The sequence below is a fragment of the Streptococcus oralis genome, from assembly GCF_001983955.1.
GTDB classification, from domain to species: Bacteria; Bacillota; Bacilli; order Lactobacillales; family Streptococcaceae; genus Streptococcus; species Streptococcus jiangnanensis.
In genome coordinates, this window is record NZ_CP019562.1 from 994230 (window position 1) to 1009550 (window position 15321).

At 39.7% G+C, this 15321-nt stretch carries 12 protein-coding genes; 2 read left to right on the forward strand and 10 right to left on the reverse strand.

Annotated features, from left to right (window positions below):
- Positions 1-117 precede the first annotated feature (117 nt).
- Together BWR56_RS04830 and eno are read right to left on the reverse strand one after the other, a co-directional pair.
- On the reverse strand, positions 118-612 hold the full coding sequence (locus BWR56_RS04830; RefSeq protein ID WP_000031476.1) for a YkgJ family cysteine cluster protein: 495 nt from the start codon (positions 610-612) through the stop codon (positions 118-120).
- A 127-nt stretch (positions 613-739) separates the two neighbouring features.
- Entirely contained in the window at positions 740-2044 is a 1305-nt protein-coding gene (gene eno, locus BWR56_RS04835) for a surface-displayed alpha-enolase (protein WP_000022821.1), read from the reverse strand.
- Positions 2045-2418: 374 nt separating this feature from the next.
- On the opposite strand from eno, the gene BWR56_RS04840 reads away from it, so the two are divergent.
- Positions 2419-2889 (forward strand): hypothetical protein, encoded by a 471-nt coding sequence (locus BWR56_RS04840; RefSeq protein ID WP_033629736.1) that lies wholly within the window; start codon positions 2419-2421, stop codon positions 2887-2889.
- A gap of 74 nt (positions 2890-2963) precedes the next feature.
- Positions 2964-3410 (forward strand): DUF1694 domain-containing protein, encoded by a 447-nt coding sequence (locus tag BWR56_RS04845; protein WP_000131082.1) that lies wholly within the window; start codon positions 2964-2966, stop codon positions 3408-3410.
- Here the strand turns inward: BWR56_RS04845 and BWR56_RS04850 are convergent.
- The 8 genes from BWR56_RS04850 to pulA form a co-directional block, all read right to left on the reverse strand.
- Positions 3407-4522: a glycerate kinase gene (locus tag BWR56_RS04850; protein WP_049505832.1), complete on the reverse strand. Its 1116-nt coding sequence runs from the start codon at positions 4520-4522 to the stop codon at positions 3407-3409. The two genes, BWR56_RS04845 and BWR56_RS04850, sit on opposite strands and share 4 nt — an antisense overlap.
- Before the next feature lie 9 nt (positions 4523-4531).
- Entirely contained in the window at positions 4532-5176 is a 645-nt protein-coding gene (gene serB / locus BWR56_RS04855) for a phosphoserine phosphatase SerB (protein ID WP_049505833.1), read from the reverse strand.
- A 61-nt stretch (positions 5177-5237) separates the two neighbouring features.
- Complete coding sequence (gene glgA / locus BWR56_RS04860) at positions 5238-6671, reverse strand: glycogen synthase GlgA (RefSeq protein WP_049505834.1); 1434 nt, start codon at positions 6669-6671, stop codon at positions 5238-5240.
- A complete protein-coding gene (glgD, locus tag BWR56_RS04865) occupies positions 6668-7807 on the reverse strand; it encodes a glucose-1-phosphate adenylyltransferase subunit GlgD (protein WP_000687052.1) in 1140 nt (379 codons plus the stop codon). The genes glgA and glgD overlap by 4 nt, the downstream gene beginning before the upstream one ends.
- Positions 7797-8939 carry a glucose-1-phosphate adenylyltransferase gene (locus BWR56_RS04870; RefSeq protein WP_000787250.1) on the reverse strand — a complete coding sequence of 381 codons (1143 nt, stop codon included), beginning with the start codon at positions 8937-8939 and terminating at the stop codon, positions 7797-7799. Before BWR56_RS04870 ends, glgD begins: the two co-directional genes overlap by 11 nt.
- Before the next feature lie 159 nt (positions 8940-9098).
- Positions 9099-10994, reverse strand: coding sequence for a 1,4-alpha-glucan branching protein GlgB (glgB, locus tag BWR56_RS04875; RefSeq protein WP_001064529.1), 1896 nt, complete (start codon positions 10992-10994; stop codon positions 9099-9101).
- Between the two features lie 272 nt (positions 10995-11266).
- Positions 11267-12691 carry an NADP-dependent glyceraldehyde-3-phosphate dehydrogenase gene (locus tag BWR56_RS04880; protein ID WP_049505835.1) on the reverse strand — a complete coding sequence of 475 codons (1425 nt, stop codon included), beginning with the start codon at positions 12689-12691 and terminating at the stop codon, positions 11267-11269.
- 197 nt (positions 12692-12888) lie between these two features.
- On the reverse strand, positions 12889-15174 hold the full coding sequence (gene pulA / locus BWR56_RS04885) for a type I pullulanase (protein WP_076984555.1): 2286 nt from the start codon (positions 15172-15174) through the stop codon (positions 12889-12891).
- Between the last annotated feature and the right edge of the window lie 147 nt (positions 15175-15321).

Below are 15321 nucleotides of genomic sequence, written 5' to 3' on the forward strand. Positions count from 1 at the left end.
TAGGTAATTTTTTCTTTTTCGCATAGCTTTTAGTCCGTGTTCAATTCTATCTATATTCTAACAAATACAAGATACTTCCACCCTAGAATCTTTGTAAAAGATTTAAAGGGGTAAATTCTATAACTTATCTTTTAATTTCTCAACAAAGAGATAGGCTGCTGGGCAGGTCAAGGTATTCTTAATCGTCAAATGGTTGATTTGATGGATCTTTTTCCGATCTGTATGGGGGAATTCACGACAGGCCTTGGGACGAACATCATAGATGGAGCAGAGATTGTCTCCTCCTAGAAAGGGGCAAGGCATGGATTTGAAAACTTTATCCCCATCTTCATCCACCTGAAGGAATTCCGCTTCAAAAGCCGGTAATTTCATCTTAAAGTACTTAGCGATACGGGTGATATCTGCTTCTTTAAAGTCGGGCCCCAAAGTCTTGCAACAGTTAGCACAGGCAGTACAATCAATCTCAGCAAAGACTTCTTGGTGAATCTGCTGCGCAATCTTATCTAAGTTTTTAGGAGGTTTTTTCTTTAGATTAGCTAACACTTTGCGGTGCTCCTTCTGCTTTTGCAGTGCTAGTTGGTGGTAATACTCAATATCAATCTCTTTAGACATAATTTCTTCCTAATACAAGTGTTTTTGTCTATTATACCATAAACACTGCCCCCTTTTTGCCCCCTGAACAGAAAAAAGCCCTTCGGAAAAAATCCGAGGGGCTTCAAACCTTGTTCACTGAACTAGATTATTTTTTAAGGTTGTAGAATGATTTCAATCCACGGTATTCAGCTACTTCACCAAGTTGGTCTTCGATACGAAGCAATTGGTTGTATTTAGCGATACGGTCTGTACGTGAAAGTGAACCAGTCTTGATTTGTCCTGCGTTTGTTGCAACTGCGATGTCAGCGATTGTTGAATCTTCAGTTTCACCTGAACGGTGTGATACAACTGCAGTGTAACCAGCTTCTTTCGCCATTTCGATAGCGTCGAATGTTTCAGTAAGAGTACCGATTTGGTTAACTTTGATAAGGATTGAGTTAGCAGCACCTTCTGCAATACCTTTTTCAAGGTAAGAAGTGTTTGTTACGAAGAAGTCGTCACCAACCAATTGAACTTTACCACCAAGACGTTCAGTAAGAGCTTTCCAACCGTCCCAGTCGTTTTCATCCATACCATCTTCGATAGTGATGATTGGGTATTTGTTTACCAATTCTTCAAGGTAGTCGATTTGTTCTGCAGCAGTACGTACAGCAGCGCCTTCACCTTCGAATTTAGTGTAGTCGTAAACTTTACGTTCTTTATCGTAGAATTCTGATGATGCACAGTCAAATCCGATAAATACGTCTTTACCAGGAACATATCCAGCAGCTTCGATCGCAGCAAGGATAGTTTCAACACCGTCTTCAGTTCCTTCGAAACGAGGAGCGAATCCACCTTCGTCACCTACGGCAGTTTCCAAACCACGTGATTTAAGGATTTTCTTAAGAGCGTGGAAGATTTCAGCACCCCAACGAAGAGCTTCTTTGAATGATGGTGCACCAGCAGGTACGATCATGAATTCTTGGAAAGCAATTGGAGCGTCAGAGTGAGAACCACCGTTGATGATGTTCATCATTGGAGTTGGAAGAACTTTAGTGTTGAATCCACCAAGGTAGCTGTAAAGTGGGATTTCAAGGTAGTCAGCAGCAGCACGAGCTACAGCGATAGACACACCAAGAATTGCGTTTGCACCCAATTTACCTTTGTTAGGAGTACCGTCAAGTGCGATCATAGCACGGTCAATAGCTTGTTGGTCACGTACATCGTAGCCGATGATTGCTTCAGCGATGATGTTGTTTACGTTGTCAACAGCTTTTTGTGTACCAAGACCACCGTAACGAGATTTGTCACCGTCGCGAAGTTCAACTGCTTCGTGTTCACCAGTAGAAGCTCCTGATGGAACCATACCACGTCCGAAAGCACCTGATTCAGTATAAACTTCTACTTCAAGTGTTGGGTTACCGCGTGAGTCTAGGACTTCGCGAGCGTAAACATCAGTAATAATTGACATTTTTTACTCTCCTTTGAGTTAAATTTTTTACACCTCTATGATACCTTAAAAATAAGCGTTTTTCAAGAAAAAACGTTATCTTTGTGCAAATTTTCCTTAACTTTATAAAGTAATCGCTTTCACAATTTCCTGTTTATCCACTTAAAATTATCAACTTGTTTGAATATGAAATCGTTATAACCTTTATTAATATTAATCAAAATAATAATTCATTTATGTCGATTAAACAAGTTCTACCTTTAATTTTACAAGTAATTTAAAATATATGTCACAAGTGTTAGTATTTTACAATTCCATATCAAATACTTTATTCACTTTAAAAATTGAGTTAAATTTGATACTATACTATAAGAAAAATATTAAGGAGACTAATAATGAAGAAGAAATTCTTATTAATTGCTTTATTTATATCAGTTATTTTACTTACTGCCTGTGCTAATAATAATAGTAAGGTTGTAGAGAAGAACAGTGATGGTACTTCAACTATTACTTATACTGATGGTAGTGTAATTGGGACAAACGGTAAAGATTTTACATTTTTACAAGAAGACGGTTCATCAATTATTTATCTTGACAACGACAAGACCTATCAGTACCATGGTACTGACGGTAGTTTTGTCTCAAAAGATAGTGGTGGCTCTTATACCATTCAACTTCCTTCTGATGACAATGTCATCCTCTATGCAAATGGTTCATATTTAATTAATAACGCAGATGGGAGTTCTGAAACAGGTTCAAGCAAAGAAGAACTTAATAAATACTTGATTTCTAAAAATTTCACTGTATTTTCTGATCTTGATAAAAAGGTTGCAGACATTGTAGATTACGTAAAGAAAAATAACTAGATCATCTTATCTCTTTCATATTTTGAAGGAGATTTTATTTTGGAATTCAACTTGAATTATGGTAAAATCAAACTATGACAGATTTATCAAAACAACTACTAGAAAAAGCTCATGGTGGGCCGAAAATAAACCCTGACGAACAGCGCCGCTATCTCGGCACTTTCGAGGAAAGAGTTCTTGGCTACGCGGATATCAGTACTGCCAATAGTTCTGAATTAGAACATGGATTTTTCTCTATTTTAGAGGGTTTTCAAGAAAAGGTAGAGGAACTTTTTGTGAAAATCTCACCAAATATCGAGTTTGACAAACAGGTCTTTTACTTAAAACAAGCAAAAGAAAGTAACTGTCAGGCGACTATTGTTTCAGACGATCATATCACTTCTCCTTTTGGTCTTGTCATTCATACAAACGAACCTGTTCAAGTAGACGAAAAGGACCTTAGACTTGCATTCTCAAGCCTCTGGGAAGAGAAAAAGGCAGAGCCACCTAAAAAATCCATCTGGAAAAAATGGTTTGGTTAATGATTTCTCATATTTAATAAACGACCAATATTAGTAGCTGTGTGCTCCAAATAGAGACTTGCGTTTTTCAGACTCTCTTCCAAAGTTTCACTTTTCTCTAAAATGGAAAAGGCTGCTTGTATATTTTCGAATGGTAGGGGAGGCAAATCGTCAGCAAGACTACCACAAATAGCAATAACAGGAACTCCGCTAGGGGTTCTTTTTGCTACACCGATAGGAGCTTTTCCAACAAAGCTTTGACTGTCCAGTCTACCTTCTCCAACGATAACCAAGTCGGCCCCTGCAACTTTCTTGTCAAAGTCAATCAAATCTAAGCAAGTGTCAATCCCAGATACGATAGTGGCCTCAGCAAAGGCACAGAGCCCAGCCGCAATCCCACCACCAGCTCCCGCTCCTTTAAGAGATAAGGTTGATGGCGAAAGTTTTTCATAGAACCGCTGTATAGCCAGATCTACTATCTCAAACAAAGCAGGATCCAAGCCCTTTTGTTTTCCAAATGTATAGGTTGCCCCTTGATGATCACATAGAGGGCTCACGACATCTGCTAAAATGCGGATTTTCACATCTTCAGGAATCCTATATAACTCGCTGTCTGAAACTGACTCGAACTCAAGCAAAGTCTGACCACAAGCTGGCAATTCCTTTCCATTCTTATCATAAAAACGATAACCCAAAGCAGCGGCAATGCCTATCCCACCGTCATTACTTGCCGTACCACCTACACCGATATAGATTTCTTTCATCCCTTGATCAACGAGATGGCGAATCAACTCTCCGATACCTCTGGTTTGGATGTGAAGAGGGTTTCGTTTCTCCTGCGGAATCTTTCCTAAACCAACCAAGTCAGCAACTTCAAAGAGCGCTATTTGGCCTTTTTGAAAATAGCGCATTGATTCTTTTAGGCCAAAAGGTCCTGTCACTTGGAACCATTTTTCTTCTAGTTCAAGAGAATGTCGAATAGCATCTACAGTTCCTTCCCCACCATCACCTACAGGGCAAAGCAGACATTCTACATCTGCTATCGATTTTTGGAAGCCCCTTTTTATAGCTTGAGCGACCTCTTCTGCCGTCAAACTCTCTTTAAAAGAATCGGGTGCAATTACAATTTTCATAGTTCCCTCTCATTCTAAGAAATCAATCAAAGGTAGAACTTCTAAAAAATCCCTCGTATCTATATGAGAAGCTATCTCTGTTTTTACGACCTCTTTGGCACAAAAGGCTATTCCGTGACCTGCTGACTTCAACATTAATAGGTCATTGGCACCATCACCTATGGCAATCGTTCTTTCTTTGGAAAGTCCTAATTCCTTTCTCCAAATCTCAAGCGTAGCTTTTTTTACTTGACCTGTCACAATTTCACCAACTAGTCGACCTGTTAAAAAACCTTCTTTGACTTCTAACTGGTTGGCAGAGAAATAGGAGATACCGAGGGATTTTGCTAATCTCTCAACTATTGGTGTAAATCCACCAGACACTAGACCGACTAGAATACCATTCTTTTGAAGTATGGAGATAAATTCCTGAGCATTCTTGGACAGATGAATGGATTTGAAAACAGTATCAAAGACTGAAATCGGAAGACCTTCTAATAAAGCCACTCTCGCTCGTAAACTTGTTTCAAAGTCCAGTTCACCTCGCATTGCCTGGCTTGTAATCTGCGATATTTCTTCTTCACAACCTGCTTCTCTTCCTAAAAGATCAATCACTTCCTCTGCTATCAGGGTGCCATCAACATCCATAATACAAAGTCCCTTTACTTGAGTCATCCCTTCTCCTCTTTTCTAAACAGTCCAAAAATCGTATGAAAGAATCATACGATTTTATCTATTAGTTGACTAAACTATGGTACAAGTCCAAGTAAGATTTGCAGGCTGTATCCCATGAGAAATCGCATTCCATAGCTTGTTTTTGTAGATTTCTCCAAACGTCCGGCTGGTACTTATAAACATCCAAGGCTGTTTGGAAACTCCAGTTAAGCCAGTATGGTGTTAAATTATCAAAGCTAAATCCAGTACCAGTTCCTTCGATCGGATTGAAGGATTGAACCGTATCACGCAGGCCACCCACTTCATGAACCAATGGTAGAGTTCCATAGCGCATCGCCATCATTTGAGACAAGCCACATGGTTCAAAACGACTTGGCATGAGGAAGAGATCACAAGCTGCGTAGATTTCTTGAGCAAGTTTGACGTCAAAAGTGATATTTGCTGATAGCTTGTCAGGATAGACTTGCGCAAACCATGAGAAGGAATGTTCAAAAGCTGGGTCACCTGTTCCTAAAAGGACTATTTGAACGTCCTCCTGTAAGAAACGATGCAAGCTTTCTACAACGACATCAAAACCTTTTTGGCGGGTCAAACGAGAGACAATCCCAACTAGCGGAACATCTGCTCGGACAGGCAACCCAACTCTCTCTTGCAATTTTGCTTTGTTTTGAGCTTTTCCAGACAAATCTTCCTTATCAAAATGATAGTCTAAAAGAGCATCTGTCTCTGGATTATAAAGATCTGCGTCAATACCATTGACTATACCTGAAACCTTACCTGACTCCATCCGAAGAATCTGGTCCAAACCGCAGCCAAACTGACTGGTCATAATCTCATGTGCATAGCTAGGGGAAACGGTTGTGACACGATCTGCGTAGAGAATACCTGATTTCATCCAGTTGAGACAATCATTCCAGCGAAGGGTCCCATCAGCATAGCGTTCAAATCCCACACCGAACAAATCCCACAACATTCCTTCAGAAAATTGACCTTGAAATTCCAAATTATGAATAGTTAAAACGGTTCTGATTCCTTGATATGCCTGAATCCAATGGTACTTTTCTTTTAACAAGAAGGGAATCATGGCTGTGTGGTAGTCATGAACATGGAGAAGGTCAGGGATAAAGCGGATGCGCTCCATGGCTTCAAGAGCAGCTAGTTGGAAAAAGGCGAAGCGTTCACCATCGTCAAAATCACCGTACACATGACCACGGAAGAAATAATACTGATTATCAATGAAGTAGAAAGTAACCCCATTCAAGACCGTTTTTTTAATACCACAGTATTGTCTACGCCATCCCACACTAACTTCAAAGTGGAGAACATCCTCTATCTGGTCACCAAACTTAGCTTCTACCATATCATAATAAGGCAAGAAAACTGCAACTTCGTGCCCCGCTTTTACAAGTGATTTGGGAAGTGCGCCAATAACATCGCCCAAACCACCTGTTTTTGAAAAGGGTGCTCCTTCTGCCGCTACAAATAAAATTTTCATGAATAAATGTCCTCTGTTACTGTTTCACCCTTCTTCACTACAACTGGATGTTCTGCTGTGCCTCGAATGACAACACCGTCCGCAACCTCAACTCCCTTGTCCAAGATAGCATATTCAACTTGGGCACCTTGCCCAATCACAACACGAGGGAATAAAATGCTGTCCTTCACCACACTATCTTTGTGAACATAAATGTTACGAGATAGGACTGACTGAACTACTTCACCCTCAATGATACTACCAGAAGCAAACTGAGAAGTACTTACTTTTGAAGTATTCGCATAGTAGGTTGGTTCTTCATTCTTAACTTTTGTATAAATCTTTTGATTTGGTGAGAAAAGAGAGTAGAATTTTTTAGATTCAAGCATATCAATATTTGCTTGATAGTAGGATTGAACAGAGTGAATATTTGCTAAGTAGCCTGTGTATTCGTATGCAAAAGCACCTTCTTTTACAGCCAAATCGCGAAGAACATAGCGCAACTTTTCAGGATATTCTTTCTGAGCTTCTTCTTCAAGTCGTTCAATCAACCAAGGAGTATCCACAACAAAGATATCTGTAGACATGTTGAAGAGTTCATCCGTAGATTTGTTATCAAAGAGTTTGTGCGAACGAACATGGTCAGTCTCATCGATTTCCAGAATAGCATTCACATCAGAAATGTCTTTCTTTGGAAGTTTCTTATATACAACTGTAATCGGACCTTTTGTTGTATTGTGTAGGTGGAAGACTTGATTCAAGTCAATATTCACCAACACATCGCAGTTAATCGAAACAGTTTGGTTTGAACCTGAACGTCTCAAGTAGGTAAGAAGTTGTTGGTAATACTCTTTTCCAACTGTACTGCTTTCAACACGAGTATTGTAAATTCCTAGATAGTAGTGACTTAGAAGGGTTGACAAGCCCCACTCACGACCTGAACGGATATGGTCGAAAACTGAGCTGATATTATCTTGTTGGAAAATACCAAAGATACTACGAACACCGGCATTTGCAAGACTGGAAAGGGGGAAGTCAATCAAACGGTATTTCCCACCGAAAGGCAAGCTAGCTACCGGACGGTGTTCTGTTAACGTTGACATATCATGAAAACCAACTGTGTTTCCTAAAATGGCTGAATATTTATCAATCTTCATCTGTTGCTACCCCCACTACTTCATTGTATCCTACTACTTGTACTTCGTCAGTTCCGTCAATCTCTACGCCGTCTGCAATAATGGCACCCTCACCAATAATAGCACGAGTAATCTTTGCTCCATGGCCAATAATAGCCCCACTCATGATAACAGAATCAACGACCTCAGCACCTTCACGTACTTGTGCTTCTGTTGAAAGAATCGAACGTTTAACAGTTCCATCTACAAAACAACCATCCACGACCAATGAATCCTCAACATGTGCATGCGCACCAAAGTAGTTTGGTGGTGAGATCAAGTTTCTTGAATAAATTTTCCACTGACGATTGCGGCTATCCAAGGCATTTTCTGGCGAAATGTACTCCATATTGGCTTCCCAAAGCGACTCAATCGTACCAACGTCTTTCCAGTAGCCATTAAATTCATAAGCATAGACACTTTCACCAGACTCGAGATAGTTAGGGATAACGTTCTTACCAAAGTCTGACATATCCACATTGCTCTTTTCAGCAGCAACAAGCATATTGCGAAGTCGTTTCCAGTCAAAAATATAAATCCCCATAGAAGCCTTTGTAGACTTAGGTTGCGCAGGTTTTTCTTCGAATTCAACGATACGGTTATTGGCATCTGTATTCATGATACCGAAACGGCTAGCTTCTTTGAGCGGTACGTCTAGGACAGCTACTGTCAAACTGGCATTGTTATCCTTGTGGGACTGAAGCATATCATCGTAGTCCATCTTGTAGATGTGGTCACCAGAAAGAATCAAAACATACTCAGGATTAACACTGTCGATGTAGTCAATGTTTTGGTAGATAGCGTGACTAGTCCCTTCAAACCAACGGTTTCCTTCGCTGGCTGAATAAGGTTGTAAAATAGAGACACCTGAATTGATACCATCCAATCCCCAGCTAGAGCCATTTCCGATATGGTTATTCAAAGCAAGAGGTTGGTACTGAGTAATCACACCAACATTATGGATTCCAGAGTTTGCACAGTTGGAAAGAGCAAAGTCAATGATACGGTAGCGCCCACCGAATTGCACTGCCGGTTTGGCAATGCTTTGAGTGAGTTTTCCGAGACGTGTTCCTTGCCCACCCGCAAGGATCAAAGCTAGCATTTCATTCTTCATTTTCTACTCCTTTATAAAGACATGTGAACGTTAAAATCGAAAGAAGGTCGGAAGTCAAACTTTTTTATAAAAATAATAGGAAATCCATTTCTCTTGTGTTTCAAGTCCAATACAAGTACATCCGTTTTTAAAATCTAAAAAATTGTAATCAACAGCCCATTATTCTTTTTTCTTAGCTGGTTTCAAACGACGCTTGATCTTCCAGATGCTTGCTCCCATGGCAGGCAAGGTAAAGGTCAAAGTCTGCTCATAATCTTTCCATAAGCCTTCTTGAGTCTGAACTGTTTGATTGTGCTCTTTCCACACACCTCCCCATTCTTCTAATTCTGTATTCCAAACTTCTTCGTAAATACCTGCAACAGGTAAACCAATCGTAAAGTCCTTACGTTCAACTGGTGCCATATTAAAGACACAGACTAACATTTCGTCCTTCTTGCCCTTACGAATAAAGGAAAGGACACTCTGATCTCTATTATCAGCATCGATAATCTCTATACCATCATAACTAGTATCAATTTCCCAAAGACATCGATGGTCTTTATAGAATTGATTCAGTTGTGAAGTGAAATGCTTCATCTTGGCATTCATTGGATCTTCTAGATTAGACCATTCTAACTGCTCCTCGGACTTCCACTCGAGGAATTGTCCGTACTCACTACCCATGAACAAGAGTTTCTTACCTGGATGACAAATTTGATAGGTGTAGAGGTTGCGCAGACCAGCGAACTGATTGTAGCGATCCCCCCACATCTTATGCATCATACTCTTCTTACCATGAACTACTTCATCATGTGAGAAAGGCAGGAGATAGTTTTCATTGAAAACATACATAAAGCTGAAAGTCACAAGATTAAAGTCATACTTGCGATAAATCGGATCTTCCTCGTAGAAACGGAGAATGTCGTTCATCCAGCCCATATTCCATTTATAGTCAAAGCCAAGGCCACCCATTTCTTTCATACCAGTAATCTTTGTCGCTGATGAACTTTCTTCTGCAATCATCATGATATCTGGATGAGCTAACTTAATCACTGTGTTCAACCGTTGAAGGAAATAATAACCCTCGTAGTTAAGGTTTCCACCGTCCTTATTTGGAGTCCAAGGAGCATTATCATAATCTAGATACAGCATATTGCTCACTGCATCGACCCGGATACCATCTAAGTGGTAAAAATCAATCCAAAATTTAATACTTGAAATCAAGAAAGACTGGACCTCATTTTTCCCAAGGTCAAAATTCAGCGCACCCCAACCATAGTTATGAGCCTTGTTGTGGTCTTGGTATTCAAAAGTTGGTGTGCCGTCATAATATGCCAAGGCATCATCATTAATAGTGAAATGACCTGGAACCCAGTCTACGATAACACCAATGTTATTTATATGACACTCTTCAACGAAATCTTGGAATTCCTCAGGTGTACCATAGGAATGTTCAAAAGCAAAGTAACCCATAAGTTGATAGCCCCAGCTCAATCCAAGTGGGTGAGCCATTAAAGGCATGAACTCAATATGTGTATAGTTCATCTCAACTAAGTATGGAATCAACTCGTCTTTCAGTTGCGAAAACGTATAGGGACTACCGTCTGGATTTCTCTTCCAAGAACCTGCATGAGCCTCGTATATATTAACTGGTCTCTCAAAAAATCCCAGACGTTTGCGACGTGCTAGCCAAAGGCCATCTTTCCATTTCTTTTCACGGATATTGGTCAGAACTGCCCCTGTACCCGGTCTAGCTTCAAAATAAACTGCCAAAGGATCAATCTTCATAATCTGGTGACCATTTGCACGCGTGATATGATATTTATAAATCTGACCTTCCTGAGCTTGACTCGTAAAGACTTCCCAAACACCTGCCTCGTTTCTAACCATTGGAATTTGATTCTCAACCCAATCGGTAAAATCACCAACTAGATGAACTGCTTGTGCATTTGGGGCCCAAACCCTAAAGGTATAGCCTATTTCTCCGTTTTTCTCCTCTCTATGCGCTCCTAAATAATGCTGGAGGTGAAAGTTCTCACCTGTAGTAAAGGTTCTTAATGCTTCTTGATTATTCATTCAATCCCCTTTCTTTTGTAAGCGTTTTCTATAATTCTATTATACACTCTTTTAAGATAACTTTCAAGTAATTTACGAAGGAAATCATATTTTTTTATGAAAGCCTTCAAAAAATTACCTAGCATTTTAAAAAAGATATCCAGAAAATAGAACACGAAACAATTTCCATATATTTTTTTATTATAATACCAGAATATTCGTTTTTTATCAATTTTCTACTGTATTATTTTGAAAAAAATAAAATCAGGAAGTTATTTTCCTGATTTTATAAATTATCTCACATCAAAAACAATGGATTTAACATTTGTCATCGCTTCGATACTATATTTAATTCCTTGCACTCCTGCACCAGAACCTTTTACACCAAGGAAAGGGAAATTATCTGGTCCACGTTGTGTTTTATTATTAATATGAACGGTTCCAACTTCAAGTTTTTCAGCAATTTCAAATGCCTTCTTAAAGTCATTTGTAAAGACTGAAGATTGAAGACCGAATTCTGATTCATTAGCAATTTCTACCGCTTCATTAGCATCTGAAACTCGAATAATTGGAAGAACAGGTCCAAATGGTTCTTCCCAGGCTAATTTCATATCTCTTGTGACATAATCAAAAAGTCCTGGCCAAATGAGATTATTCTCACGTTTGATTGGGCTGAGCGCTTTGGCTCCTTTTTCCTGAGCATCTTCAATCAATCCCCAGATGAAATCAGCTGAAGCATTATCAATAACTGGCGTGATATCTGCATTGTCAAATGGATTGCCTACTGTTAGCTTAGCAACTTCAGCTTGGAGCAATTCTGCCAATCTGTCTGCTACGTTTTCCACAACCAAAACACGTTTGATGGCAGTACAACGCTGACCAGAGTAGCTAAAAGCTCCACCTACGATTTGCTTAGCTGCATTTTCTAAATCTGCATCTTCTAAGACAATTGCTGCATCTTTTCCACCAAGTTCAAGCATAATTGGGCGCATACCAGCTAAACGACCAATACGCTCCCCAATCGGTGTTGAACCTGTAAAGTTAATGAAGTTCACTTCCTTGTGTTCGATGATGTAGTCTCCGATCTCAGAACCACGTCCAGTGATAGTGTTAAAGACACCTGCTGGGATTCCTGCTTCGTCAAATGCTTTAGCCAACAAAAGACCAGAAATAGATCCTTGTGTTGGTGGTTTAAACATAACGACATTTCCTGCAATCAAAGCTGGAGCAATCTTAGATCCAGAAAGGTTGACTGGATAGTTAAATGGTGCAATAGCTAGGACGACCCCAACTGGCTCACGACGGACAACAGCTAGTTTATTTTTACTTGCAGCTTCAAAACCGCCACCTTCCATTGCTTGTCCAGTGATACGGAGACCTTCCTCAGCAGCAAAACGAATCAATTCTGCTGTACGTACTACTTCTCCAATGGCTGCTTTAATCCCTTTTGCAACCTCTTTGGCAAGAATGGTACCAATTTTTTCTTTATCACGTTCCAAAATGTCTGCTGTCTTATGCAAATATGCTGCACGCTCAACGGGTGCTAAATCACGCCATGCTGGGAGAGCTGCACGCGCTGCTTTCATAGCCTCATCTACTTCAGCCTGACTCATAGCAGGTACTGTACCCAGCTTTTCTTGATTGATGGGAGAATAGATGGCAATTTCATTCTCTGATGATTTCCATTTTCCATTCACTAAATTCTGATAATGTGTCAAATTCTCTTCCTCCTGAAAATGATTAAAACTTATTTTATCAAATTTTCAGAAAATTACAACCCCTTTTTGGAAAATATTGATATTTTTTTCACAAACTTGATTCTTCAAATTATTTGAAATTTATTCCTATTAGATATTGGTTTTTCAATAAAAATCAAAAAAAGGTCTAGATTATCTAAACCTTTTTGTGGTATTTACTATGAAAGTACCTTCAAGACCGCAACGCTGATATCATCAATCACATTAGACTCTTTAGAACGACTATTTGTCACAAGCATTTCTAGATTCCCTGCATTTTCAAAGTAGAAGGAAGTTCCCTTGGCATTGAATACCACCAATAAGTGCTCTAATCCACCGTGAATTTCGTAAACAATCCACCCACTATTTTCAGCAGCTGTATGGACGAAGACATGACGATAAACTTCTTCGTATGTTGGATAAGAAAAGGCGCTAGTCTGTGTTTTTAGACGAATAATCTGACGGACAAAGTCAATGCTTTCTTGTCTTTCATTGATCAAATTCCAGTTTATTTGGTTGACACTTTCAGGAGCGTTGTAACTATTCATAGCACGTTCTCGGTCTGCTGGAGTGAGTTGTCCATCTTCACCTGTCGGAATCAACTTGGTTCGACCAAATTCTTGGCCAATTTCCATAAAGGACATTCCTTGCATAAGAATGCTCATCGCTGTTGCTGTCTCAACCTGTCGCATAATCTTATCTGAACTGTGATCTGGATGAAGGGTTACTAACAAATCATGCAAGTTGTAATTATCGTGGGCTTCCACGTAGTTAAGAACTTGGTTTGGACTAAGATATGAGCCCAACTCTCGGCTACCAAGAATAGCTTTGGCTACAATCGGTTCTGTAGCTGCACCGCTAACAAATCCTGCCTTGATTGAGCCATAAACTTCTCCTCCTTTGATGGCATCACGCTGATCATCATTGAAGAATCCAATATTTGGCATCTGGTAAGCATTGTCCTTCTTGGCCTTGTCATAAGGTGCAAGACCAGTCCCCATATCCCAACCTTCTCCATAAGTGATAATACGAGGATCAACTTCATCCAGTGCCCAACGAATTGCCTGCATGGTTTTGATATCGTGAATTCCCATCAAGTCGAAACGGAAACCGTCAATATTGTATTCTTTTACCCAATAAAGGAGTGAGTCAATCATATACTTGCGGTACATTTCGTGTTCGCTTGCGGTTTCATTTCCTACACCAGTGCCGTTTTGGAAGGTTCCATCTGGATTCATACGATAGTAATAATCAGGAACAGTTGTTTGGAAAGGTGCATCGACCGTTGAAAAGGTATGGTTGTAAACGACATCCATAATGACACCGATTCCTGCATCATGATAAGCCTGAATCATGGTCTTGAGGTCTCGAATAACCTGTCCAGGATCATCTGGATTACTAGAGAAACTTGGTTCTGGCGCATTGTAGTTTTGAGGGTCATAACCCCAGTTATAGGTTACATTTCCATCCTCGTCATATTCCTTATGGCGATCAAAGATTGGTTGGAGCTGAACATAATTACAGCCGAGTTCTTTGATATAGTCAAAGGCAGTTGCTTGACCATACTGGTTAACTGTTCCAGTCTGGGCAGCCCCAAGGAAGGTCCCTCGAAGGTTTTCTGGAACTCCAGATGTCGGTGATTTTGTAAAATCACGAATGTGCATCTCGCAGATAACGGCTTTACATGGGTTTTCCAAACGCCAAGGAGCATCTGTCCCATGTTTGACTTCGAATCCTTCTACTTGTCTCTCTTTGTGTGAGAGAATAACAGAACGTTTTCCGTCAGGACTTGTTGCAATTGTATAAGGATCTCTTGTCAAACTCTTGTGATGAGGGAATTCAATCTGATACTGATAAGCCTTGCCAGCAAGATTTTCATCCAGGTCTACACTCCAAACACCAATGGTATTGTACTTATGACTATATGAATAGCTATTCCCACGCTTTAGATTAAGGGTTTTCCAAATCGGCGCGTCGTTACTTGTATTTTCATAAACGACCACTTGGACTGCTGTAGCTGTTGGAGCCCAAAGTTTAAAGCTTGTCTGGTAGTCTGAAATACTATAACCTAACTCTCCTTGGTATCCCCAATGATGATCAAAGCTTTCACTGTGAAAGGCTTTATCAAAAGCAAAGGGATTTCGATCTTTATAGTAAGGACTTGCAATGGCAGGATTTTCAGAATAATAAACCGTCTCATCACCATCTAATATCCAAACCTCAGTCAACAGTGGATAATAGTTAAACCGTAGGAGATAGTCTTTTGTCTTTCCATCTATTTCGACAGAAAAGGTTAAAGTATTGAGTCTTTCTTCACTTGTGACTGTAAAGGAGAATTTTGCTCCAAAATAGTCATTTTCATAATACAAATTTTCTTTAACATCTGCTTGTTTTCTACTGAATGAACAAGCATCATAATCCCCATTTTTTCGGTGAAAATGGATGACTACAGGGTAACTATACATTTCTTTTCCTAATTCCTAATTTTAATTTTTAAGTCATGCTGAAGAATTTAGCGGGAATTTCAGCACAATAGAGAATAGTTTAATAAATATAAAAACACATCGGGAGAGATAGTTCCAGACTATCTAACATCTAGTTTTCAACTATTC